We start from the raw sequence: 21,483 nt of genomic DNA, 5'->3' as shown, positions 1-21,483 counted from the left end.
GGGCGCCCACCGGCCTTGATGGCCCACAAGACTTGAGTCATGCCATGGACCTACATGTTGACCTGCGCCGATGGCTCGACCTACGTCGGTAGCACCAGGAATCTCGACGCGCGCCTGATGGAGCACCACAACGGACTAGCGGGCGCGTACACCAGGGATCGACGACCCGTCCAACTGATCTGGGCCCAGGAATTCGAGCGCATCGACGAAGCCTGGGACGCCGAGCGCCGACTGCACGGTTGGAACCGCGGGAAGCGCTTGGCGCTGGCCGAGGGGCGGCTCAACGACCTCGGCGGATACTCGGCCAGGTCACGGAAGCGGATGAGAGGGTAAGTGCACAGGGCGAATCAGTGGGTGCTCCTCGACTCGCTGCGCTCGCTCGGAGGGCGTTCGGGCTCCTCGCTCGGAGAACGGCGGCCGGGTACGCTCGGTCCTGTGAGCAACCTTCCGATCTCCTCGAAATACCGCAGCCGGCCGAACGATCCCGTTCCCGAGGCCGAGCGGAACGACCTGAGCACCCAGCTGAACCAGGCGTTCACCGACGGCAAGGTCGACCAGGACCAGTACGACCAGCTGCTCAACCAGGTCTTCGACGCCCAGAACCTCGGCGAGCTCGCCCCCGTCGTCGAGGCCCTCGGCAAGCCCATGTCCCACAACACCCCGGCCATCGTGGCCCAGGCGTCCGGCGGGCGGCCCGGCGAGCTGGCCGAGGGGCGCAAACCGAGCAACCGGCAGACCATGGTCGTCGTGGGCGCGCTCGGCGGACTGGCCTTCATCATCGCCCTGATCCTGGGCCTGCTCATCGCCTTCTGACCGACGCTACAATCGTCACGTGGGCGCAGACCTCATCACCGAACAGAAGATCCTGGACCACGTCCAGCGACTCGGCGAACAGCACCCCCCGATCTCCATGGGGTCGGTCGACCGCACCATCCACGCCCCCCGCCTCGTCCGGCAGCGCTACAGCCACGTGCTCGACTACCTCGCGCGCGTCGAACTCGAGGTCGACCGGAACGTCCTCGAACTGCTCGTGCTCCTGCCCGACGTCAGCGAGGTCGACCGCCTCTTCTACCAAGACGTCTGGCAACCCCAGGAGATCCAGCACGGGTTGATCCTCGACCGGGTCCAAACCGACCTCGGCATGGCCCCGGCCGAGCCCATGCTCGAGATCCAGATGTCGATGAAGGTCCTCGGCGCGCTGTCCCACCTCGACCCGATCCAGGACGTGACCCGCCTCCTCTACTACTTGACGGGGGCCTCCACCGAGCGTCAGGCCACCCTCGCGTACAACACCTTCGCCAAGGGACTCATGGCGATGGGGGAGGAGCCTCTGGCCCGCACCGTCGTCGAGCCCATCAAGCGGCAGGAACCCGGCCACTTCGCCTTCTACGCGATGTCGGCGACCTCGCTCGTGCAGAGCGGCGTCCTCAAGCCGTGGCAGATGTTCCTGGCCCGCCAGCTCCGGTCGACCTCCTACATGCTCGTCGGCGTCAACGGCGTCAAGGAGTTCAAGATCGACATGGGCGGCGTGATCGTGGAGCTGGACATCCACGACGAGTTGGAGGCGTACGCCCGGGAGATCGGCCGTCTGGAGGCCAGACTGCTGTGGGCGAATCGGCGTGGCATGGAGTTCCCGCCCTACATCCTCGCCGCGCTGCGGGAGTCGGTGGACCTCTACCGCGAGCGTGGCATGAACCCACGCCTGGCCTTCGCCTGAGCCCCTACACACACGATTTGGGTCACGTCAAGCAATTGGCGTAGAGTGTCACGTCGGTCACCCATGCCGGTTGGCCGATGCATCCTGACGTCCCCAACCACCGGACAGATTGAGAGTACATGTCGAAGAAAGAGGGTTTCCTCGAGATGGAGGGCACCGTGGTCGAGGCCCTGCCCAACGCGATGTTCCGCGTTGAGCTGGCCAATGGTCACAAGGTGCTCGCCCAGATCAGCGGCAAGATGCGGCAGCACTACATCCGCATCCTTCCGGCCGACCGCGTGGTCGTCGAGATCTCTGCCTACGACCTCAATCGCGGACGCATCGTCTACCGCCACAAGTGATCACAGTCCGGCCGCCCCTGTCGGGGCGGTCAATCATCCATCACAGGTACGCCGCCCTGCGGCCTGCCTCGAATCAGAAGGTTGCTCGATGAAGGTTAAGCCGAGCGTCAAGAAGATGTGCGACAAGTGCAAGGTGATCCGTCGCCACGGTCGCGTGATGGTGATCTGCGACAACCCGCGCCACAAGCAGCGCCAGGGCTGAGCATCTGGCACTGCGGAGCGGACGGCCCGCAGAGCACCCGTCTTGACAACTGAACATCCACACAACGTGATGCCAATCCCGCACCTGTGCGGGGCTCACGCCCGGTCGGAGGCCGGGCCCGGAAGAACTCCGGACGCATCACGCCACACACCTCCGCGGATCGTGGACAACCGTCGCTGGAACCGACGCCACGACCGGATCCGAAGGGACACTGCCTGATGGCACGCCTCATCGGTGTCGACCTCCCGCGCGACAAGCGCCTCGAGGTCGCACTCACCTACATCTTCGGCGTGGGTCGCACCCGCGCCCTGGAGACCCTGGACGCCACCGGAATCTCCGGTGACCTCCGCGTACACGAGCTCACCGACGAACACCTCGTCGCGCTGCGTGACCACATCGAAGCCAACTACCAGACCGAGGGTGACCTCCGTCGCGAAGTGGCTGCCGACATCCGCCGCAAGATCGAGATCGGCTCCTACCAGGGCCGTCGTCACCGCGCCGGTCTTCCCGTGCACGGCCAGCGCACGCGCACCAACGCGCGTCAGCGCAAGGGCAAGCGCAAGGCCGTCGCCGGCAAGAAGAAGAAGTGACCCGGTCACTTCCCGCGTACGCGTGAAACCACTCTTCCAGGAGAACTAGAAACTTATGGCTACAGCAGGCCGCAACACCGGCGCCAAGAAGGTGCGCCGCAAGGAGAAGAAGAACGTGGTCGCCGGACAGGCGCACATCAAGTCCACGTTCAACAACACGATCATCTCGATCACCGACCCCACCGGCCACGTCATCGCGTGGGCCTCCGCGGGCACGGTCGGCTTCAAGGGCTCGCGCAAGTCGACCCCGTTCGCCGCCCAGATGGCCGCCGAGTCGGCCGGTCGTCGCGCCATGGACCACGGCATGAAGAAGGTCGATGTGTTCGTCAAGGGTCCCGGCTCCGGCCGTGAGACCGCCATCCGCTCGCTGACCGCGATCGGCCTCGAGGTCAACGCCATTTCCGACGTGACCCCGGTGCCGCACAACGGCTGCCGCCCGCCCAAGCGCCGTCGCGTCTGATCGGCTGAAGAGGAGTATTTGAACCATGGCTCGCTACACCGGTCCCATGACCAAGAAGTCGCGTCGACTCGGCACTGACCTCGTCGGCAACGACAAGGCCTTCGAGCGCCGCCCCTACCCGCCCGGCATGCACGGCCGCGGCCGCACCAAGGACTCGGAGTACGCCCTCCAGCTTCGTGAGAAGCAGAAGGCGCGCTTCACCTACGGCGTCCTCGAGAAGCAGTTCCGTCGCTACTACGAAGAGGCCCACCGTGTCTCCGGCAAGACCGGCGACACGCTGCTTCAGATCCTCGAGTCGCGTCTCGACAACGTGATCTACCGCGCCGGCTTCGCGTCGACCCGCCGTCAGGCGCGTCAGCTCGTCGTGCACGGCCACTTCCTGGTCAACGGCCAGAAGGTGAACATCCCGTCGTTCCGCGTCTCCTCCCACGACGTCATCGACGTCAAGGAGAAGTCGCTCAACCTCCACCCGCTGGTCGTGGCTCGCGAGACCCACGGCGAGCGCGAGGTCCCGGCCTGGATGGACGCGCGTCCGAACCAGATGCGCATCCTCATCCACCAGCTGCCCGTTCGCGCGCAGATCACGGTGGACGTCCAGGAGCAGCTGATCGTCGAGCTCTACTCGAAGTGATCCCTCGTACGCCCGGTCGCGAGATTTCGATCTCGCGCCCGGGCGTACGCGCGGTCCCGGCGCCCGCCTGGACCCCCGCATGATTCGCGCTTTCAAATAGTGGTTGGCGCGGAAAGGAAACGAAATGCTCATCGCACAGCGTCCGTCCCTCTCCGAAGAGGTCGTCGACGAATACCGTTCGCGGTTCGTCATCGAGCCCCTCGAGCCGGGCTTCGGCTACACCCTCGGCAACTCGCTGCGTCGCACGCTGCTGTCGTCCATCCCGGGCGCGGCCGTCACCAGCATCAAGATCGACGGGAACCTCCATGAGTTCTCGACGATCGACGGCGTCGTCGAGGACGTCACCGAGATCATCCTCAACCTCAAGGGCCTCGTCGTGTCGTCCGAGGAGGACGAGCCGGTGGTCATGTATCTCCGCAAGGCCGGCGCCGGCGCCGTCACGGCGGCCGACATCGCTCCGCCCGCGGGTGTCGAGGTGCACAACCCCGACCTCCACATCGCGACCCTGAACGACAACGGCAAACTCGAGATGGAGCTCGTCGTCGAGCGTGGCCGCGGCTATGTGTCGGCGTCCCAGAACAAGTCGGGCGAGACCGAGATCGGCCGCATCCCGGTCGACTCGATCTATTCGCCCGTGCTGAAGGTGACCTACAAGGTGGAGGCCACCCGCGTCGAGCAGCGCACCGACTTCGACCGCCTCGTGGTCGACGTCGAGACCAAGCAGGCCATGCACCCGCGCGACGCCGTCGCGTCGGCCGGGCGCACCCTGGTCGAGCTGTTCGGCCTGGCCCGTGAGCTCAACGTCGAGGCCGAGGGCATCGAGATCGGCCCGTCGCCCGTCGACGAGCAGCTCGCCGCCGACCTGGCCCTGCCGGTCGAGGACCTCAACCTGACGGTCCGGTCCTACAACTGCCTCAAGCGTGAGGGCATCCACACCGTGAGCGAGCTCGTCTCGCGCTCGGAGCAGGACCTGCTCGACATCCGCAACTTCGGCTCGAAGTCGATCGACGAGGTCAAGCTGAAGCTCCACGAGATGGGCCTGTCGCTGAAGGACTCCGCTCCCGGCTTCGACCCGATGACCGCGATCGGCCGCTACGACGACGAGGAGGGCGAGGACGGCGACGCCGACTTCGCTGAGACCGAGCAGTACTGAGCACACTGACCCCGGGCGTGCCCGCACGCTCACGACTTCTGGAGAACTGACATGCCCAAGCCCACCAAGGGTCCCCGCCTCGGCGGTACGCCGGCCCACGAGCGCATCATCCTCGACAACCTGGCTTCCCAGCTGTTCGAGCATGGCCGCATCACCACGACCGAGACGAAGGCCAAGCGCGTCCGTCCGCTCGCGGAGAAGCTGATCACGAAGGCCAAGCGCGGCGACCTGCACGCCCGTCGCCTCGCCGCCACCCACATCCGTGACAAGGGCGTCCTGCACGTCCTGTTCACCGAGATCGCCCCGGCCGTGGCCGAGCGCGAGGGCGGCTACACCCGCATCACGAAGATCGGCCCCCGCAAGGGCGACAACGCCCCCATGGCGATCATCGAGATCGTGACCGAGGCCGTCGCGAAGAAGCCCGCCAAGTCGCAGGCCGCGGCGAAACCGGCGAAGGTCGTCGAGACCCCGGCCGAGGAGACCTCCGTCGAGGAGACCTCGACCGGGGCCGCCGAGCAGCCGTACGGCGACGAGTCGTTCCGCGGCGAGAACCCGCCGGCCGGCTTCGACATCAAGGGCAACGAGGACTCGATGAAGTTCCACACGCCCGAGTCGCGCTGGTATGACGCCACCGTCGCCGAGGTCTGGTTCAAGACCGCCGCGGCCGCCGAGAAGGCCGGCTTCACCGACGCGATGGCCGGCAAGACCGCCGACGCGGACGACGCCGACGAGAAGGCCGACAAGGACGCCTGAGTCCTCGACCACGACAGCGCCCGCCCCGATCAGTGATCGGGGCGGGCGTTTCGCTTGGGTGAAAGCGGCTCGGGTGAATCGCTCATGGCTCCATCGTGGAGCCTCACCTCGCGTGAGGGGCAAGGCCCTAGGCTGATCCGGTGAGTTCTCCCCTGCGTATCGCCCAGCTGGCGAACTTCGTCGGGCCCGTCTCGGGCGGCATGCGCACGGCCATCGACCGCCTCGGCCACGGTTATGTCGAGGCCGGCCACGAGCGCATCCTCGTGGTGCCGGGGGAGCGCGACCACTACGAGGAGACGGCCGACGGCGTCATCGTCCACGTCGAGTCGCCCCACCTGCCCAACTCCGCGTACCGCATGATCGCCCAGCCCTGGCGCGCGCTGGACGTGCTCGACCAGTTCCGGCCGACCAGCGTCGAGGTCTCCGACAAGTGGACCCTGTCGCCGGTCGCGCGGTGGGGACGCCGCAGGGGCATCGGCTCAGTGCTGTTCAGCCACGAGCGGCTCGATGGCATGTTGAAGGGCTGGTTCCGTCGCCAGTTCGGCGTGGAGAGCGCCGTCGGCGCGCTGAACCGGCGCCTGGCGCAGGCGTTCGACGCGGTGGTCGTCACGAGCCAGTACGCGGCCGACGAGTTCGTGAACACCGGCGCCAACCTCGTCCGCGTTCCTCTCGGGGTGGACCTCGAGACGTTCCGCCCCGGCCTCGCCTCGCCGATCGATGACGGTGTGACCCGCCTCTGCTATGTCGGGCGGCTCTCGCGCGAGAAGAGCCCCCACCTGGCCGTGGCCTCCGCGGTCGAGGCCGCCCGCCGCGGGGCTCCCATCGAACTGCACGTGTTCGGCGACGGGCCCGACACCGACGAGCTGCGCGCGATCGCCGGCGACGGGCCGGTGGAGTTCCACGGGTTCGTGTCCGGCAGGGACGAGGTCGCGCGGGCCTTCGCGCGCTCGGACATCTCCCTGTCGGTGAGTCCCAACGAGACCTTCGGCCTCGCGGTGCTCGAGGCGCTGGCCTGCGGGACGCCGGTGGTCACCTGCAACCGCGGCGGCGCCCGCGAGTTGGTCACCACCGACTGCGGCGAGTGGGGCTCGCCCGACCCCCACGGCATCGCCGACGCCATCGAGCGACTGGCGGCGCGAGACCCGGCCCGCGTACGCCCGGCCGCCCGCGCCCAGGCCGAGCGCTACGACTGGGGGAGTAGCGTCGAGCGCATGTTGGACCTGCACGCCCAACTCGCCACCGAGGTGCCCTATCGCCCGGTGTGGAGCCAACGGCTGCGCGAGCGCTACACCGACCGCTTCGACAGGGGAGGCACCCCATGACCGACCGCACGCGATCCAGGGTCGACCGGCTGATGACCACCGTGGCCGGGACTGCCGGAGTCGTCGCACTGGCCCTCGCCCCGGCCATCGTCAAGGCGCCGACGCCGGTGCGCGCGACCCCCGACGGCGTACGCACGCTCGCGGACGCCGTCGCCGCCTGCCGGGCGACCGGTCTGGAGGGCTGGGACCTGGTGGCGTACGCGCAGCAGCTGGTGTTCCGGAAGTTCACGCGCTATTCGATCCTGAACCTGTGGGAGAGTCCCGCGCTGGCGTTCCGCAACAGCCGTGGGTTCTGCAACCAGTACAACGCGGCGCTCGGCCGCATCCTCGAGGAGCTGGGCTTCGAGGTCGAGCGCGTCCACGCGAGTCGCGTACGCCAGGACGACAACCCGTGGTGGCGCATGGGCCACTCGTGGCTCCGCGTGGAGGTCGACGGGGTGTCGAAGGAGGTCTGCGCGGGGCGCGCGAGCCACCGCCCGGGACACGTCGAGTTCGTGCCGGTGTCGGAGATCCACCCCTTCACGACCTTCACCTACCTGAACACGACCAACGGCATGGTGCTGTTCACGGTGTTCCAGGCATGGCGCTCGGTGTTGACGGGCAAGCCCCTGCCACGCTGGGTCTACCGGCCGTTCGGGGAGCGGGTGCAGGAAGAGGACTGACGCCTCGCCCCGCGAGCCTGCTCGGAGAACGCTCCTCGTCTCGCTGGCGCTCGCTCGGAGAACGTCACCACGCGAAAGCGGGCCGGCCCCGAAGGGCCGACCCGCCTGGGGTTCGCTGGGGTCGCTCAGACCAGCTTCGCGCCCTGCGCGTTGTCGAAGCGCTCCTGGGCGTCGGCCCAGTTCACGACGTTCCACCACGCCTTGACGTAGTCGGGCTTCACGTTCTTGTACTGCAGATAGAACGCGTGCTCCCACATGTCGAGCTGGACGACCGGGACCTGGCCCTCGGGGACCTGGGCCTGCTGGTCATACATCTGGAAGACGTTGAGGCGCTTGCCGAGCACGTCCCACGCGAGGACGGCCCAGCCGGAGCCCTGGATGCCGGTCGCGGCAGCCGTGAAGTGCTTCTGGAAGGCGTCGAAACCGCCGAAGAACTCGTCGATGGCGACCTCGAGGTTGCCGGTCGGCCTGTCGCCGACCTCGGGGGACAGGTTCTTCCAGAAGATCGAGTGGTTGACGTGGCCGCCGAGGTTGAAGGCCAGGTCGCGGGTGAGCTGGTTGACGTAGCCGAGGTCACCCTTGGCGCGCGCCTCCTCCAGCTTCTCCACCGCGGTGTTCGCGCCCTTCACGTAGGTCGCGTGGTGCTTGCTGTGGTGGAGTTCCATGATCTCCGGCGCGATATGGGGGGCCAGGGCGCTGTAGTCATAGGGAAGGTCGGGAAGTTCGTACGTCATCGTCACTCCTAGAAGTCGTGGGGACTTTGGTTCGCCCTCGAGTCTATGGGGGCCGTACGCGGCGGCGGGGCCGGGGGTGTGCCGTTCGGCACACTCCCGGCCCCGCTCGGTCCGGTTCAGCGTCGGTCGGTGACGTCCTTCGCGGCGTCCTTGACCTTCTCGCCGGCCTGCTTCACGTTGGCCGAGCCCTGGTCGCCGCGGCCCTCGGCCTCGAGGCGCTCGTTGTCGGTCGCCTTGCCGAGGCCTTCCTTCACCTTGCCGGCCGCGTTCTGCGCCGAGTTGCCCAGCTTGTCGTCGATCCCCATGTCCTGCTCCGTTCTCTCGTTCGGGCGGCGGGTTGCCGTACAGGAGACGATAACCCGGCGAGTCAATAGGTCGACATGGGGGGGTGGGTCCGAGAGGGATCGCGCCGCTCAGCCTGCGTGCCGCGTCACCGCGAACACCCGGAACCCCTTCGCGCTGGCCGTGCGTGCGCAGTCCCAGCCCTGCTCGCCGAGCCACCGTTGCAGCGAGTCGGCGCCAAGGTTCTTCCCGACCACCAGCCGCGCGACGCCGCCCGGTGCGAGTCGCGGCAGCCAGGTCAGGAGCAGGTCGTGCAGCGCGTCCTTGCCGATCCGGATGGGCGGGTTCGACCAGATCTCGTCGTACGCGGCGCCCGGGTCGGCCTCGGTCGGCAGGAGCGGGCGTACGCGGTCGCCCAGCCCGAGCGCCGCCGCGTTGTCGGCGCACAGCCGAAGGGCGCGCTCGTTGACGTCGACCGCGTCGACGACCGCGCCGGGGCAGTGGTCGGCCAGGGCCACCGCGATCGGTCCCCAGCCGCAGCCGAGGTCGAGGATGCGTGGCGCGCCGGCAGGGGGCTCGGTCTCGCGCAGCAGCACCGCGGTGCCGAGGTCGAGGCCGTCGAACGAGAAGACGCCGTTCGCCGTGGTGAGCTCATAGTCGGTGCCCCACACCGCGAACCGCACCGTGCGGCGCTTCTCGGGGCCGGCCGGGGTGGTGAAGTAGTGCCCCGCCCCGTCGGTCGGGCCCACCTGCTCGTGCTCGTCGCTCATGACAGCTCGCTCTCCTCGCGCATGGTCCGGGCCCGCGCGGCCCGCGCGGCCAGCTCGTCGTCGGGCGGATAGCCGACCTCCTCGAGGCACAGGCCATGGGGCGGCATGACGGGGATCGTCGACGCGCGCCCCGGTGCCGCCATGACGGCGCGCAGCCAGTCGGCGTCGCGGTGGCCACGCCCGATCTCGGTCATCGCCCCCATCAGCGAGCGCACCATCGAGTGGCAGAACGCGTCGGCGCGGACGGTGAACTCGAGGTCGCCGCGGGCGGCGCGGGCGGCGTGGAGCTCGGTCAGTGTGCGGATCGTCGTCGCGCCCTCGCGACGCTTGCAGAACGGCGCGAAATCCTTCAGGCCAAGGAGAATGGGGGCGGCGGCGTTCATCGCCTCGACGTCGAGGGGTCCGCGTACGCGCACGACATGTCCACGCTGCAAGGGATCCGGGGCGCTCGTCTGGTCGGAGATGCGGTAGGCGTACCTGCGCCAGACCGCCGAGAATCGGGCGTCGAACCCCGGAGCGGCGGGGCGCACGTCGCCGACCACGACGTCGCCGGGGAGAACGCGGAAAAGCCTGTGCTGCAAGCGATCCGCGCCACAGTCGTCGGGAAGGTCGAGGTGGCAGACCTGCCCGCGCGCATGCACGCCGGCGTCGGTGCGTCCGGCACAGACGAGCTGGGCCGGGGCGTCGAGGCGCAGCACCTGGCCGATCCATTCCTCGAGCACGCCCTGGACCGTGCGCAGCCCCGGTTGGCTGGCCCAGCCCGAGAACCCGGTGCCGTCGTACGCCACCGCGAGCCGCCACCTCACGCGCGCCGCCCGTACGCCAGGTCGAACACCGCGCGGCCCTGGTCGATGCCTCGCTGCTCATATTTCGTGACGGGGCGCGCGTCCAGGCGCGGCGCCCAGTCGTGGTGGAGGTTCACCAGGTCGGGATGGTCGTCGAGCACGGCGCGGCAGTGGTCGGCGTACTCCTCCCAGTCAGTGGCGATGTGCCACGTCCCGCCGGGGGCGAGTCTCGAGGCGACCAGCGCCCCGAGTTCGGCCGACACCAGGCGGCGCTTCGCGTGGCGCGCCTTGTGCCAGGGGTCGGGGAAGAAGGTCCAGACCTCGTCGACGGTGCCGGGGGAGAACAGCGTACGCAGCCCGTCGACGCCGTCGGCCTCCACGAGGCGCACGTTGGTCAGCCCGCGCTGCTTCGCCTTGATGATCGTCGAGGCCAGGGCGGGCCGGAACACCTCGAACGCGACGTGGTCACGGTCGGGGCGGGCATCGGCCATCACGCTCAGCGCGTCGCCGGTGCCGCAGCCGATCTCGACGACCAGCGGCGCGCGGCGGCCGAACACGGCCCCCCAGTCCACATCGGCCTCGGGGGCGATCGACGTGGTCGTCTCGCGCCGCGGGACGTCGACCAGCCAGCGTTCGCGATCGGCCCAGGCCTTCTCCTGCGAGAGGTTCATGCGGGTGCTGCGGCGGACGAACGACACGATCTCGCGGTGCACGCGGTCGGGGCGCTCAGGGCTGTCCATGGGGCAGGAGTCTAGCGGCGCGAGCCCGCGTACGAATGACGAGGAGAAACCGGGAAATATGACGAAGGTCTCGTCCCGAAGAGGTGCCGACGGGCACAGCCTGTTCATAGACTGCCCGTGTACAAGGGCATCCCCCCACAGTGGGGGAACAGCCCCGAGAGGAGCCCGTGACCATGACGGTCATCACCCCCGCGCCGCACCGCAGCGCCAGTGCCCCCACCTGTGCCCGCGTGGTCGTCGCCGACGGCCAGCCCCTGTTCCGGCACGCGATCGGCGCCCTGTTGGCCGCCCAGCCCGACTTCGAGGTCGTCGGCGAGGCCGGCACCGGCCCCGAGATGGTCGAGCTCGTCCAGGAGCTGTCGCCCGACCTGGTGATCCTCGACCCCGGTCTGGGCGTGATGGACGACCTCGAGCTCGTCGCGATCCTGCGCGCCAAGCACCCGCCCGTACGCGTGGTCATGCTCGGCGCGCGCGCCGACGACGACCAGCTGCTGAGCGCGGTGCGCCACGGGGTCAACGGCTACCTGCTCAAGGACCTCCACCCGGGTGAGCTGTTCGACCAGCTCCGGCTCGTCCTGCAGGGCCAGACCCAGGTCGCGCCGTCGCTCGTCGGCCGGCTCGTCGCCGCCCTGCGCGAGACGGGCTGTGAGCCGAGCGCCGCGCGCGCCAACGCGCCGGCCCCCGAGGACTCGCTGTCGCACCGCGAGCTCGAGATCCTCCAGCTGGTCGCCCACGGCCTCAGCAACAAGGAGATCGGCCGTCGGCTCTCGATCACCGAGGGCACCGTGAAGAACCACGTGCACAACGCGCTGCACAAGCTCCACATGTACAACCGCATCCAGGCGGCCGCGTACATCGTGAAGCGGGGACTGGGCGCACCGCTGAACTGAGAAGGGACGGACGCTCTCGAGCGGGGCGGAAGTGAAGGAACGTTCTCCGAGCGAGCGCTTCTGCGGAACGTTCTCCGAGCGAGCGCCAGCGAGACGAAGAGCGATTTTTCACAGTTATACCAAAGATGTATCCCCCGGGGGATGGTCGCACGACCCAGGAACCGGAACGATCAGACGCAGGGTGGCTCGGACTGACCGATGCCACCGGCGAACTGATCATGGGAGGACCCGATGCGCGGTCTGCTCGACAAGACCATCGCCCTGCTGGGCGGCGCCCGACAGGCGCTCATGTCGGTGCTCGTCTTCTTGGTCAGCATCCTGTTCGGCGTCGCGGTGTTCACCTTCGGGTACGCGAACGGCTGGGCCTATTTCGGCAAGGACCCGAAGTCGTGCCAGCAGTGCCACTCGATGAACGAGCAGTACGCCGGGTGGGAGAAAGGGAGCCACAAGAACGTGGCGACCTGCCAGGACTGCCACTCGCCGGCGGACAACCCGGTGAAGTGGGCGTACGAGGAGGCCGACAACGGCTTCTGGCACTCCCTGAAGTTCACCACCGGGTGGTATCCGGAGAACATCAAGATCCGCGAGATGAACAGCCACACGACGCAGGAGAACTGCCTGCGCTGCCACAAGGACTTCGTCTCCAACATCGAGGGACCGCGGCTCGCCAAGTCCCACGACCAGCAGGTCAACTGCCTGCGCTGCCACAACGAAGTCGGTCACAAGAGGTGAGGGACATGGACGAGAAACCCGACGAGCCCGGCGGTGCGGCGCCGAAGGGCGCGACCCCGGCCGCCGACGCGAAGGATGGCGGCCGTCCCAAGCGGCGCCTGTGGGGGATCAAGTTGCTGCCGCTGGCGGCCTTCCTGGTCCTCGGGGCGCTGGCGACGGTGACGGCGCTCGCGCTGCTCGTGAACATCATCCAGAAGAAGGAAGAGGCCAAGGACCCCTGGTTCCGTGTCGTCGAGCAGACCGAGACGACCTATGACCCGGCGGTCTGGGGCCAGAACTTCCCCCTGCAGTACCAGGGCTGGAAGAAGACCAACGCGTGGCCCGAGGCCGACAAGGTCAAGCAGGCCCCGACGGCCCAGGACCCGCGCGAGTGGAAGACGCCGAGCAAGCTCCAGGACGACCCCCGCCTGGTCACCATGTGGCAGGGGTACGCCTTCGCGGTCGAATACAACGAGCCGCGCGGCCACGACTGGATGCTGAGCGACCAGCAGAACGTCAAGCGCGTCACACAGTTCAAGCAGCCGGGCGCGTGCCTGAACTGCCACGCGTCCACCGTCGAGATCATGCGGGACCTCGGCAACGGCGACATGAACGCGGGCTTCGACGCGATGAACAAGATGCCGTACGCGGATGCCACCAAGCTGGCCAAGCACCCGGTGGGCTGCATCGACTGCCACGACCCGAAGACGATGGCGCTGCGCGTGACCCGTCCGGCCTTCATCAACGGCATCAAGACGCTCAAGGCGGGCCAGGGCCTCAAGGACTACGACGTGAACAAGGACGCGACGCCGCAGGAGATGCGCGCGTTCGTGTGTGCCAGTGCCACGTGGAGTACTACTTCAAGGGTGACGCCAAGACGCTGACCTTCCCGTGGGAGAAGGGATTGACGGTCGACGACGCGCTCGCGTACTACGACGAGAAGGGCTTCACCGACTTCAAGCACGCCATCACGGGCGCCAACGTGGTCAAGGCCCAGCACCCCGACTTCGAGACCTGGAGCAACGGTGTCCACGCCCGGGCCGGCGTCACCTGCGCCGACTGCCACATGCCGTACCGGCGTGATGGCGCGATGAAGTACAGCGACCACCAGATCAAGAGCCCGATGGTCGACGAGGTGCAGATCAACCGCACCTGCCTCACGTGCCACAAGGAGACCGAGAAGGAGATGAAGGAGCGCGTCGAGCAGATCCACAGCCGCTACGAGCACTCCAAGGACGTCTCGTTCGACGCCTTCGACGCCCTGGTGAAGGACCTCGACAAGGCGCGCAAGGAGAACTCGGCCACGGCCGACCGCATCCAGCTGGCGCAGAACTACCAGCGCAAGGCCTCGTTCTTCCTCGACTACGTCGTCTCCGAGAACTCCCGAGGGTTCCACGCCCCGGCGTACACCCAGCGGATCCTCAACGACGTGACCGACGCCTCCCGCCTGGGCCAGTTGGCCCTCCGCGGCGGGGAGATGCCGGCGACGGGCACGAAGCCGGCGAACCCGGTGCCGGCCCCGCCGGCCCCGGCGCCGGTGCCGACGGCGACACCGGTCCCGGTCCCGGCCCCGACCCCGAAGTGAGCTGGCCGCGGTGGTGAGGCGCCGCGGTCGAACGGAGGGCAGGCCCGATGGGTCTGCCCTCCGGGACGTTCTGGGCAGGACGGGGAGGTGGTTGGCGCGGTCGACTGTGAAAAGTGCACAGGTGTGCGCAACACGCCGGGCGGGGCGGGTGTCGGGCTGCTGATTGGGCGCAGGTGTGCGCAATGCGCCGGGCGGGGCGGGCGCGGGGCCGCCGAATGGGCGCAGGTGTGCACTTTCCACACCCCTGGCCGACGTGATTTACACCGCTTTTCGGTGACTAAAGATATAGTCCGTCGGCCCGGTGCCCTGTGCCCACCGGCCCACGCGTGTGCCGTAAACGTGCCGCGCGAAGGATGGTCGCCCACGACGCTTCTTGGGACGCTCGAGTTGTTGAACGAACGCCTCACAAGGAGACACCGATGGCACCCCGAGACCGCGACCAGGGCATGGCCCAGACCCTGGAGGAGCTGGGGCTCCCGCCGGCCGCGGGTCCCGATGAGGTCCGGGCCGCGCGCGATGCGTTGGACAAGTTGCTGGCCGACCTCGAGCCGGCCGGTGTCGCGCAGCCCGTCGAGGCCGCCCCGGCCGCCCCCGAGCCCGACACCGTCGTCGACGGTGACACCTACGTGGATGTCGCCGAGCTGGACGGGGCGCTGCCGGCCGACGCCGCGTCGGTGCCGGCGCCCACGCCTGCGAAGAAGCCCCTCGCCCGCCGCGCTCCCCGCACTCCCCGCACTCCACGCCCCGCCAAAGCAACTCGCCCCGCCGCCGCCCCGACCTCGCGCCACCGCCGCGCCAGCCTCGCGGTCATGGCCCTGCTCGTCCCCGCACTCGTCTGGGGCGTGTACGCCGTGGGCGCCCCCGCGAAGACCATGCCGGCGAACCACCCGGCCACCGGCGGGACCGCCACCCCCGCCCCGCAGGCGACGTTCGACGCGGCGAAGGCCGAGGAGCTGAACAAGCGCATCGCCGCCGACCCCGACGACATCGAGGCCCGTCGCTCCCTGGCCACCATGCACTTCAAGGTCCAGCAGTTCGCCGAGGCCGCCACCGTGATCAACGGCCTCCTCGAGCGCCGCCCGCAGGACTTCGACTCCCGGCTGATCCTCGGGGTCGCCTACTTCAACGTCGGCGACCTCGCCGGCGCCGAGCGCGAGTGGACGCGCTGCGCCCAGCAGGATCCCAAGAACGCCGACGTCCACTACAACCTCGGCTTCCTCCACATGAGCACGAACCCGCCCGACATGGCGAAGGTCGAGGCCGAGTGGCGCCTCGTGGTCGAGCTCGCGCCCGGCTCCGAGATCGCCAAGACCGTGACCAACCACATGGAGAAGCTCAACGGAGCTGCCCCCTCCGCGACCCCCGCGAATCCCGCCGCCCCCTCCGCCACTCCCGCGAAGAAGTGATCCCGATGACGACCACGACCCGACCCCCCGCACCCGTCGAGCCCAATGCCCCGCAGCCCGTCGAGCACGACCTCTCGCTCGGCCAGCTCGCCCGCCGCGTCTATGCGCTGTTCCACAACAAGCGCTTCGGCCTGCTGCTGATCCTGGCCATGGGCATCCTCACCCTGTTCGGCGTCCTGTTCATCCAGGCGCCCGAGCCCGTGCGCGCCGATCCCGCCCAGTACGCCGAGTGGCTCGAGCAGGCCAAGCAGCGCTACGGCGGCTGGGCCGTCGTGCTGGACATCCTCGGCGTGTTCCACATGTTCAGCTCCCTGGCGTTCCGCACGGTCACCACGCTGCTCGCCCTCAGCATCATCGCCTGCACGACCCACCGCATGCCGAACCTGTGGAAGCAGGCCAAGCACCCGCACGTCCACGTGCGCGAGGGCTTCCACGAGCGCGCCCGCACCCACGGGGCCGCGTACGTCGAGGCCAGCCCCGAGGAGGCGTACGCCGCCGCCACGGCCGCGCTGAAGAAGAAGGGCTTCCGCGTGGTGCGGGACAGCGACACCCCGTACGCGGCCTACACCGACCGGTTCCGCTGGGCGCCGTTCGGCACCGTTGCCGCCCACGCGGCCTTCGTGATCATCCTCGTCGGCGTCCTCGTGACCGGCTCGCTGGGCTTCCGCGACGACGACTTCGTCGTGCCGGTGGGCCAGCGCGTCGACGTCGGCAATGGCACCGGCATGGCGGTCGAGGCCAAGGCGTTCACCGACACCTACCACCCCGATGGCCGGCCGAAGGACTACTACTCCGACCTCGTGCTCTACAAGGACGGCCAGCAGGTCGCCGCCCGGCAGGTCAGGGTCAACACGCCCCTGCGCCACGGCGGCGTGGCCTTCAACCAGGCCACCTTCGGCGTGGCCGCCGATGTCGCGATCACCGGCGACGGCGTCGACCGGCGCGCGAGCGTCCCCCTGAAGTTCACGACCCAGGACGAGAAGGGGGTCTACGGCACGCTCGACCTGCCCGAGAAGAACTTCGAGGTCTATGTCATGGGCGCCGCCTCGGGCTCCGGTGACGGCCGCGTCAAGCCGGGCCAGATGCTCGTCGAGGTCTATGGCAAGGACCAGCGCAAGCCGCTGGCGAGCTCGGTGCTCGACCAGGGCAAGCCCGCCAAGGTGGGCGACCTGTCGATCACCTTCGAGCGCGAGCGTCAATACACGGGCCTGATGGTCGCCCGCGATCCCGGCGCCCCGCTCGTGTGGATCGGCTCGATCATGATCATGATCGGCATGTGCCTGACCATGTTCCTGCGCCACCACCGCGTGTGGCTGCGCGCCGATCCCGAGGGCACGGGCAGCATCGTCCGCCTCGCCTCGCCCGACCGTCACGACATCACCTTCGAGCGCTGGTTCGCCAGCCTCGTCGCCGGGCTCGGCACCCCGGTCTCCACCACCCATCAGAGCAAGGAATCCTGACATGCTTGACGCCTCGCGCTACTGCCTGACCGCAGCAACGATCATGGTCGCGCTCGCCGCGATCTGCTACCTCGCTGTCCTCACCGTGCGGCGGCGTACGCCCGTCGCGGTCGCCACCACGGCGGCTACGCCGGCCCTCGTCGGAGCCGGGGCGCCCGTCCCGGAAGTGCCGGCCGAGCACGTCGACCACGCCACGCCCGAGGGCCGCAGCCACGGCGTCGCCTGGATCGGCGAGCGCCTGGTCGAGCTCGCGCTGGCGGTGCTCACGGTCTCCCTCGTGCTGCGGATGATCGTGGTCGGCCACGCGCCGTTCTCGAACCAGTACGAGTTCTCGGTCTCCTTCGCCTGGGGCATGCTCGTCGCGTTCGTCTATTTCCAGTGGCGCTACCGCACCCGGATCCTCGGGCTGCTCGTGCTGCCGATGACGCTCGGCATGATGCTGTTCGCCGGCACAATCAGCTCCGAGACCGCCCCGCTGATCCCCGCGCTGCAGAACCAGATCCTGTTGCCGTTGCACGTCGTCACCGCCGTCCTCGGCTATGGCGCCGCGGGCGTCGCCTCGGGCGCCGGGATCCTCTACCTCCTGTCCGACCACGTCCACCTGCCGGCGATGCCGAAGAAGGAGCTGCTCGAGGAGATCGGCTATCGCGCGGTCGTGTTCGCCTTCCCGCTGATGACCCTCACCAACATCCTCGGCGCGATCTGGGCAGACATCGCGTGGGGCCGCTACTGGAGCTGGGACCCCAAGGAGACCGCATCCCTGTGCACCTGGCTGGTCTACGGGGCGTACCTCCACGCCCGTGTCGTCAGCGACTGGCGCGGGAACCGCGCCGCCTGGCTGCTGATCCTCGGCTTCGTCGCGGTCCTGTTCACCTTCTTCGGCAACTACTTCTTCGGTGGTCTCCATGGGTACGCGTAGTCCCTCGCCCACGCAGTCGCGCGGCGGGGAGCTCTCTCCGCTCGCACGCATCCTCGCCCTCGTCGTGGTCGTCGCGGTGCTGGTGGGCGGGTTCGTCCTCGCCCAGCGGCTCCGCGGGGGCGACGCGTCCGCGGCCCCGGTCGCGGCCGGCGACGCCCACCTGCCGCGGGTGGGGGAGATGGCGCCCGACTTCACCGCGCGTACGACGACCGGCGAGCAGGTCTCGCTGTCCGGCCTGCGCGGCAAGCCCGTCTGGGTGACGTTCGGGGCGAGCTGGTGTGCGGGCTGCCGCGCCGAGGCGCCCGACATCGAGCAGACCTACAGGGACTCGCGCGAGGCCGGCGTACAGGTGTTGGCGGTGTATCTCTCCGAGGACGCGCAGGCGGTGCAGGCGTACGCCGGCAAGCTCGGCATGACCTACCACCAGATCCCCGACCCGAACGCGACCGTCTCGAACCTCTATGGGGCCCGGGCCGTGCCCATGCACGTCTTCGTCGGACCGGACGGCCGGGTGAAGCGTGTGCACGCCGGAATCCTCACTCCGGAAGGGATGCGGGAGGCGGTCGGGCAGCTGCGGGCGTGACCCATATCACCCGGTCCGTGGACGCTCGGTGTGCGGAGCGCTCCACGATGGGCATAACCTGTGGCCAACTGGTTCGCCGGCAGTGATGCCGAAAACCCTAGGAGAGAAATGTCGAACGACGACGTCGCCGTGCTCCAGCACGGAGAGCACAAGGTCGAGCTTGCGATCACCGAGGCCACCGAGGGCAACTCGGGCTACGGCATCAGCCAGCTGATGAAGGTCACCGGCAACACAACCCTGGACCCCGGCTTCACGAACACGGCGAGCTGCAAGTCGGCCATCACGTTCATCGACGGTGACCAGGGCATCCTGCGCTACCGCGGATATCCCATCGAGCAGCTGGCCGAGAAGGCCACGTTCCTCGAGGTCGCCTGGCTGCTGATCTACGGCGAGCTGCCCACCGCCGACGAGCTCGAGACGTTCGAGGACAACATCACCCGCAAGTCGGTCCTCGACGAGCGCATGCGCGACCTGTTCCGCTGCTTCCCGCGCCGCTCCCACCCGATGGCCGTGCTCGCGTCGGGCGTCAACGCCCTCGCGGCGTTCAACGCCGACGCGCTGGCGATCAAGGACCAGGCGCAGGTCGAGAAAGCCACGATCGGCCTGATGGGCCAGTTCCCGACGCTGGCGGCGTACGCCCACAAGAACTCGATCGGCGAACCGTTCCTCTATCCCCAGTCGAAGCTCTCCTATGTCGAGAACTTCCTGCGCCTGTCGTTCGGCAACCCGACCGAGGAATACGAGCTCGACCCGGCCGTCGTCCGTGCGTTCGAGACGCTGTTCATCCTCCACGCCGACCACGAGCAGAACTGCTCGACGTCGACGGTGCGCCTGGTCGGTTCGGCCGAGACGAACATGTACGCGTCCGTCGCCTCCGGCGTGAACGCCTTGTCGGGCCCGCTCCACGGCGGCGCCAACCAGGCCGTGCTCGAGATGCTGATGCAGATCCGCAACGAGGGCATGGACATCAGCACCTTCGTGAACAAGGTCAAGGACAAGAAGTCGGGCGTGAAGCTCATGGGCTTCGGTCACCGCGTCTACAAGAACTTCGACCCGCGCGCCGTGATCATCAAGAAGCACGCCGACGAGATCCTCAGTCAGACCGGCAAGTCGAACGAGCTGCTCGACCTGGCCAAGCAGCTCGAAGAGGTCGCGCTGCAGGATCCCTATTTCGCCGAGCGCAAGCTCTATCCGAACGTCGACTTTTACACCGGCCTGATCTATGAGGCGATGGGCTTCCCGGCGTCCTATTTCACCGCACTGTTCGCGCTGGGCCGCCTGCCCGGCTGGATCGCCCAGTGGCGCGAGCAGATGTCGGACCCCGACGGCAAGATCGGGCGTCCGCGCCAGGTCTACGTCGGCGAGACCGAGCGCGACTACCCGAGCAAGTGATCATGGTTTGAGTGGAGGGGCCGTCCCGGAAGGGGCGGCCCTTTCGCGTTGCCGCGGTCCGTGAGCGAGCGGAGCGAGTCGAGGAGCCGAGCGAGCGCGCGCCCCCACGTTCCCTGAGCGAGCGGAGCGAGTCGAGGAGCCGAGCGAGCGCGCACCCCCACGTTCCCTGAGCGAGCGCCAGCGAGTCGAAGGGACTACCCACCACGTTCCCTGAGCGAGCGCCAGCGAGTCGAAGGGACTACAGCCCCATCCGCAGCACCGCCCCCACGTTCCGCGCCGTGCGCGTGAGGTTGGCCGCCGCGTCGGCGAGGACCTCGTCCAGCGTCGCGACCCCGGGGATCACCGAGAACACCGCGTCGAAGCCGCTCGCGTACAGTTCCTCGACCCCCTCGCCCAGGCCGCCCGCGATCGCGATCACCGGCACGCCGTGGCGTACGCCGACCTGCGCCACCCCGAACGGGGTCTTGCCGAAGCGGGTCTGGCCGTCCATGCGGCCCTCGCCGGTGATGACCACGTCGGCTCCGGCCACCGCGGCGTCGAGCCCGGCGCGCTCGATGACGATCTCGACACCGCTGCGCAGCCGCGCATCGGTGAAGGCGAGCAGTCCGGCGCCGAGGCCGCCCGCGGCCCCCGCGCCGGGGATGTCGGCGACATCGCGCCCAAGGTCGGCGCGCACCCGCTCGCCGAACACCGCGAGGGCGGCGTCCAGCTCGGCGACGCACGCCGGGTCGGCGCCCTTCTGGGGGCCATAGATCGCCGAGGCGCCCTCGCGCCCGCACAGGGGGTTGGACACGTCGCAGGCGACCTCGACGGCGAGATCGGCGACGCGCGGGTCGAGCCCGGAGGCGTCGATGCGGGCGAGGCGGGCGAGGGCGGCCCCGCCGGGCGGGAGGTCGTTCCCGTCGGCGTCGAGCAGGCGTACGCCCAGGGCCTGCGCCATGCCGGCCCCCGCGTCGTTCGTGGCCGATCCGCCGAGGCCGACGATGAGGCGGCGTACGCCGGCGTCGAGCGCCGCGAGGACCAGCTCGCCGGTGCCGCGCGTGGTCGCGGCCCGGGGGTCGCGCCGGGCGCGCTCGACCAGGCCCAGCCCGCTGGCCTCGGCCATCTCGATGACGGCGCTCTGGCCGTCGCCGAGGAGCCCCCAGGTGGCGTCGACGGCGTCGCCGAGGGGCCCGGAGACGCGGGTCGTGACGGTGCGGCCGCCGGTGGCGTCGACGAGCGACTGGACGGTGCCCTCACCGCCGTCGGCCATGGGCACGTGGACGAAGGTCGCGTCGGGGAAGCTCTCGCGCAGCCCGTCCTCGAGCGCCACACAGGCCTGCTGGGCGGTGAGGCTCTCCTTGAAGGAGTCGGGCGCGAGGACGAACGTCGGCTTCATGGACCGAGGATAGGGCC

27 protein-coding genes are annotated in these 21,483 nt (G+C 69.1%); 21 read left to right on the top strand and 6 right to left on the bottom strand.

Annotated elements, in window-relative coordinates; all coding sequences use genetic code 11:
* Positions 1 to 39 precede the first annotated feature (39 nt).
* From ACYVAG_RS03530 to ACYVAG_RS03475, 12 genes are all read left to right on the top strand, one after another.
* Positions 40 to 333, top strand: a complete 294-nt coding sequence (locus ACYVAG_RS03530; RefSeq protein ID WP_460766559.1) for a GIY-YIG nuclease family protein — start codon at positions 40 to 42, stop codon at positions 331 to 333.
* Positions 334 to 435: 102 nt separating this feature from the next.
* Complete coding sequence (locus ACYVAG_RS03525) at positions 436 to 813, top strand: DUF1707 SHOCT-like domain-containing protein (protein WP_460766556.1); 378 nt, start codon at positions 436 to 438, stop codon at positions 811 to 813.
* 19 nt (positions 814 to 832) lie between these two features.
* Entirely contained in the window at positions 833 to 1,717 is an 885-nt protein-coding gene (locus ACYVAG_RS03520; RefSeq protein ID WP_460766553.1) for a GTP-binding protein LepA, read from the top strand.
* Positions 1,718 to 1,836: 119 nt separating this feature from the next.
* Positions 1,837 to 2,058: a translation initiation factor IF-1 gene (gene infA / locus ACYVAG_RS03515; RefSeq protein WP_460743921.1), complete on the top strand. Its 222-nt coding sequence runs from the start codon at positions 1,837 to 1,839 to the stop codon at positions 2,056 to 2,058.
* An 88-nt stretch (positions 2,059 to 2,146) separates the two neighbouring features.
* Positions 2,147 to 2,260: a 50S ribosomal protein L36 gene (gene rpmJ, locus ACYVAG_RS03510; RefSeq protein WP_094363093.1), complete on the top strand. Its 114-nt coding sequence runs from the start codon at positions 2,147 to 2,149 to the stop codon at positions 2,258 to 2,260.
* 218 nt (positions 2,261 to 2,478) lie between these two features.
* Entirely contained in the window at positions 2,479 to 2,850 is a 372-nt protein-coding gene (gene rpsM, locus ACYVAG_RS03505; RefSeq protein ID WP_460766550.1) for a 30S ribosomal protein S13, read from the top strand.
* Positions 2,851 to 2,905: 55 nt separating this feature from the next.
* Positions 2,906 to 3,310, top strand: a complete 405-nt coding sequence (rpsK, locus tag ACYVAG_RS03500) for a 30S ribosomal protein S11 (RefSeq protein WP_460766547.1) — start codon at positions 2,906 to 2,908, stop codon at positions 3,308 to 3,310.
* A 25-nt stretch (positions 3,311 to 3,335) separates the two neighbouring features.
* Positions 3,336 to 3,941, top strand: a complete 606-nt coding sequence (gene rpsD / locus ACYVAG_RS03495; RefSeq protein ID WP_460766544.1) for a 30S ribosomal protein S4 — start codon at positions 3,336 to 3,338, stop codon at positions 3,939 to 3,941.
* A 124-nt stretch (positions 3,942 to 4,065) separates the two neighbouring features.
* The gene (locus ACYVAG_RS03490; RefSeq protein ID WP_460766542.1) at positions 4,066 to 5,094 is read left to right on the top strand and encodes a DNA-directed RNA polymerase subunit alpha; all 1,029 of its coding nucleotides are present in this window, start codon (positions 4,066 to 4,068) and stop codon (positions 5,092 to 5,094) included.
* A 51-nt stretch (positions 5,095 to 5,145) separates the two neighbouring features.
* Positions 5,146 to 5,847, top strand: a complete 702-nt coding sequence (gene rplQ / locus ACYVAG_RS03485) for a 50S ribosomal protein L17, sunset domain variant (RefSeq protein ID WP_460766539.1) — start codon at positions 5,146 to 5,148, stop codon at positions 5,845 to 5,847.
* 140 nt (positions 5,848 to 5,987) lie between these two features.
* Entirely contained in the window at positions 5,988 to 7,169 is a 1,182-nt protein-coding gene (locus tag ACYVAG_RS03480; RefSeq protein ID WP_460766536.1) for a glycosyltransferase, read from the top strand.
* Entirely contained in the window at positions 7,166 to 7,831 is a 666-nt protein-coding gene (locus ACYVAG_RS03475) for an arylamine N-acetyltransferase (protein WP_460766533.1), read from the top strand. Before ACYVAG_RS03480 ends, ACYVAG_RS03475 begins: the two co-directional genes overlap by 4 nt.
* Before the next feature lie 125 nt (positions 7,832 to 7,956).
* Here the strand turns inward: ACYVAG_RS03475 and ACYVAG_RS03470 are convergent, their stop codons facing one another.
* The 5 genes from ACYVAG_RS03470 to trmB form a co-directional block, all read right to left on the bottom strand.
* A complete protein-coding gene (locus ACYVAG_RS03470) occupies positions 7,957 to 8,565 on the bottom strand; it encodes a superoxide dismutase (RefSeq protein ID WP_460766530.1) in 609 nt (202 codons plus the stop codon).
* A 116-nt stretch (positions 8,566 to 8,681) separates the two neighbouring features.
* Positions 8,682 to 8,870, bottom strand: a complete 189-nt coding sequence (locus ACYVAG_RS03465; RefSeq protein ID WP_460766527.1) for a CsbD family protein — start codon at positions 8,868 to 8,870, stop codon at positions 8,682 to 8,684.
* Between the two features lie 108 nt (positions 8,871 to 8,978).
* The gene (locus ACYVAG_RS03460; protein WP_460766525.1) at positions 8,979 to 9,617 is read right to left on the bottom strand and encodes a class I SAM-dependent methyltransferase; all 639 of its coding nucleotides are present in this window, start codon (positions 9,615 to 9,617) and stop codon (positions 8,979 to 8,981) included.
* Positions 9,614 to 10,423: a tRNA pseudouridine(38-40) synthase TruA gene (gene truA / locus ACYVAG_RS03455; protein WP_460766522.1), complete on the bottom strand. Its 810-nt coding sequence runs from the start codon at positions 10,421 to 10,423 to the stop codon at positions 9,614 to 9,616. The genes ACYVAG_RS03460 and truA overlap by 4 nt, the downstream gene beginning before the upstream one ends.
* Entirely contained in the window at positions 10,420 to 11,142 is a 723-nt protein-coding gene (gene trmB, locus ACYVAG_RS03450; protein WP_460766520.1) for a tRNA (guanosine(46)-N7)-methyltransferase TrmB, read from the bottom strand. Before trmB ends, truA begins: the two co-directional genes overlap by 4 nt.
* 173 nt (positions 11,143 to 11,315) lie before the next feature.
* On the opposite strand from trmB, the gene ACYVAG_RS03445 reads away from it, so the two are divergent.
* From ACYVAG_RS03445 to ACYVAG_RS03405, 9 genes are all read left to right on the top strand, one after another.
* Positions 11,316 to 12,032, top strand: a complete 717-nt coding sequence (locus ACYVAG_RS03445; protein WP_460766517.1) for a response regulator — start codon at positions 11,316 to 11,318, stop codon at positions 12,030 to 12,032.
* A 231-nt stretch (positions 12,033 to 12,263) separates the two neighbouring features.
* A complete protein-coding gene (gene nrfH, locus ACYVAG_RS03440) occupies positions 12,264 to 12,764 on the top strand; it encodes a cytochrome c nitrite reductase small subunit (protein ID WP_460766514.1) in 501 nt (166 codons plus the stop codon).
* A 5-nt stretch (positions 12,765 to 12,769) separates the two neighbouring features.
* A complete protein-coding gene (locus tag ACYVAG_RS03435) occupies positions 12,770 to 13,627 on the top strand; it encodes an ammonia-forming cytochrome c nitrite reductase subunit c552 (RefSeq protein WP_460766511.1) in 858 nt (285 codons plus the stop codon).
* Positions 13,591 to 14,328 (top strand): ammonia-forming cytochrome c nitrite reductase subunit c552, encoded by a 738-nt coding sequence (locus ACYVAG_RS03430; RefSeq protein ID WP_460766508.1) that lies wholly within the window; start codon positions 13,591 to 13,593, stop codon positions 14,326 to 14,328. The genes ACYVAG_RS03435 and ACYVAG_RS03430 overlap by 37 nt, the downstream gene beginning before the upstream one ends.
* A 419-nt stretch (positions 14,329 to 14,747) precedes the next feature.
* Positions 14,748 to 15,734 carry a tetratricopeptide repeat protein gene (locus ACYVAG_RS03425; RefSeq protein WP_460766502.1) on the top strand — a complete coding sequence of 329 codons (987 nt, stop codon included), beginning with the start codon at positions 14,748 to 14,750 and terminating at the stop codon, positions 15,732 to 15,734.
* A 5-nt stretch (positions 15,735 to 15,739) separates the two neighbouring features.
* A complete protein-coding gene (locus ACYVAG_RS03420) occupies positions 15,740 to 17,194 on the top strand; it encodes a cytochrome c biogenesis protein ResB (RefSeq protein WP_460766499.1) in 1,455 nt (484 codons plus the stop codon).
* A gap of 1 nt (position 17,195) precedes the next feature.
* The gene (ccsB, locus tag ACYVAG_RS03415; protein WP_460766497.1) at positions 17,196 to 18,113 is read left to right on the top strand and encodes a c-type cytochrome biogenesis protein CcsB; all 918 of its coding nucleotides are present in this window, start codon (positions 17,196 to 17,198) and stop codon (positions 18,111 to 18,113) included.
* A complete protein-coding gene (locus ACYVAG_RS03410; protein ID WP_460766494.1) occupies positions 18,100 to 18,696 on the top strand; it encodes a TlpA family protein disulfide reductase in 597 nt (198 codons plus the stop codon). Before ccsB ends, ACYVAG_RS03410 begins: the two co-directional genes overlap by 14 nt.
* A 108-nt stretch (positions 18,697 to 18,804) precedes the next feature.
* On the top strand, positions 18,805 to 20,088 hold the full coding sequence (locus ACYVAG_RS03405; RefSeq protein WP_460766491.1) for a citrate synthase: 1,284 nt from the start codon (positions 18,805 to 18,807) through the stop codon (positions 20,086 to 20,088).
* Positions 20,089 to 20,326: 238 nt separating this feature from the next.
* Here ACYVAG_RS03405 and ACYVAG_RS03400 read toward each other — a convergent pair whose 3' ends face one another.
* Positions 20,327 to 21,466 (bottom strand): glycerate kinase, encoded by a 1,140-nt coding sequence (locus tag ACYVAG_RS03400; protein WP_460766489.1) that lies wholly within the window; start codon positions 21,464 to 21,466, stop codon positions 20,327 to 20,329.
* Positions 21,467 to 21,483: the final 17 nt, after the last annotated feature.

This window comes from Mariniluteicoccus flavus (genome assembly GCF_054776655.1).
This window is presented reverse-complemented; position numbering and strand designations above follow the sequence as displayed.

Excerpts from the sequence above, each read along its gene's own strand:
- infA (WP_460743921.1), top strand. The coding sequence starts at position 1,837 with ATGTCGAAGAAAGAGGGTTTCCTCGAGATGGAGGGCACCGTGGTCGAG.
- ACYVAG_RS03425 (WP_460766502.1), top strand. The coding sequence starts at position 14,748 with ATGGCACCCCGAGACCGCGACCAGGGCATGGCCCAGACCCTGGAGGAG.
- ACYVAG_RS03445 (WP_460766517.1), top strand. The coding sequence starts at position 11,316 with ATGACGGTCATCACCCCCGCGCCGCACCGCAGCGCCAGTGCCCCCACC.
- rpsM (WP_460766550.1), top strand. The coding sequence starts at position 2,479 with ATGGCACGCCTCATCGGTGTCGACCTCCCGCGCGACAAGCGCCTCGAG.
- rpsK (WP_460766547.1), top strand. The coding sequence starts at position 2,906 with ATGGCTACAGCAGGCCGCAACACCGGCGCCAAGAAGGTGCGCCGCAAG.
- rpmJ (WP_094363093.1), top strand. The coding sequence starts at position 2,147 with ATGAAGGTTAAGCCGAGCGTCAAGAAGATGTGCGACAAGTGCAAGGTG.
- ACYVAG_RS03420 (WP_460766499.1), top strand. The coding sequence starts at position 15,740 with ATGACGACCACGACCCGACCCCCCGCACCCGTCGAGCCCAATGCCCCG.
- ACYVAG_RS03465 (WP_460766527.1), bottom strand. The coding sequence starts at position 8,870 with ATGGGGATCGACGACAAGCTGGGCAACTCGGCGCAGAACGCGGCCGGC.
- ACYVAG_RS03410 (WP_460766494.1), top strand. The coding sequence starts at position 18,100 with ATGGGTACGCGTAGTCCCTCGCCCACGCAGTCGCGCGGCGGGGAGCTC.
- nrfH (WP_460766514.1), top strand. The coding sequence starts at position 12,264 with ATGCGCGGTCTGCTCGACAAGACCATCGCCCTGCTGGGCGGCGCCCGA.
- ACYVAG_RS03405 (WP_460766491.1), top strand. The coding sequence starts at position 18,805 with ATGTCGAACGACGACGTCGCCGTGCTCCAGCACGGAGAGCACAAGGTC.
- ACYVAG_RS03475 (WP_460766533.1), top strand. The coding sequence starts at position 7,166 with ATGACCGACCGCACGCGATCCAGGGTCGACCGGCTGATGACCACCGTG.
- rplQ (WP_460766539.1), top strand. The coding sequence starts at position 5,146 with ATGCCCAAGCCCACCAAGGGTCCCCGCCTCGGCGGTACGCCGGCCCAC.
- rpsD (WP_460766544.1), top strand. The coding sequence starts at position 3,336 with ATGGCTCGCTACACCGGTCCCATGACCAAGAAGTCGCGTCGACTCGGC.
- ACYVAG_RS03530 (WP_460766559.1), top strand. The coding sequence starts at position 40 with ATGCCATGGACCTACATGTTGACCTGCGCCGATGGCTCGACCTACGTC.
- ACYVAG_RS03490 (WP_460766542.1), top strand. The coding sequence starts at position 4,066 with ATGCTCATCGCACAGCGTCCGTCCCTCTCCGAAGAGGTCGTCGACGAA.
- trmB (WP_460766520.1), bottom strand. The coding sequence starts at position 11,142 with ATGGACAGCCCTGAGCGCCCCGACCGCGTGCACCGCGAGATCGTGTCG.
- ccsB (WP_460766497.1), top strand. The coding sequence starts at position 17,196 with ATGCTTGACGCCTCGCGCTACTGCCTGACCGCAGCAACGATCATGGTC.
- ACYVAG_RS03400 (WP_460766489.1), bottom strand. The coding sequence starts at position 21,466 with ATGAAGCCGACGTTCGTCCTCGCGCCCGACTCCTTCAAGGAGAGCCTC.
- ACYVAG_RS03435 (WP_460766511.1), top strand. The coding sequence starts at position 12,770 with ATGGACGAGAAACCCGACGAGCCCGGCGGTGCGGCGCCGAAGGGCGCG.
- ACYVAG_RS03460 (WP_460766525.1), bottom strand. The coding sequence starts at position 9,617 with ATGAGCGACGAGCACGAGCAGGTGGGCCCGACCGACGGGGCGGGGCAC.
- ACYVAG_RS03470 (WP_460766530.1), bottom strand. The coding sequence starts at position 8,565 with ATGACGTACGAACTTCCCGACCTTCCCTATGACTACAGCGCCCTGGCC.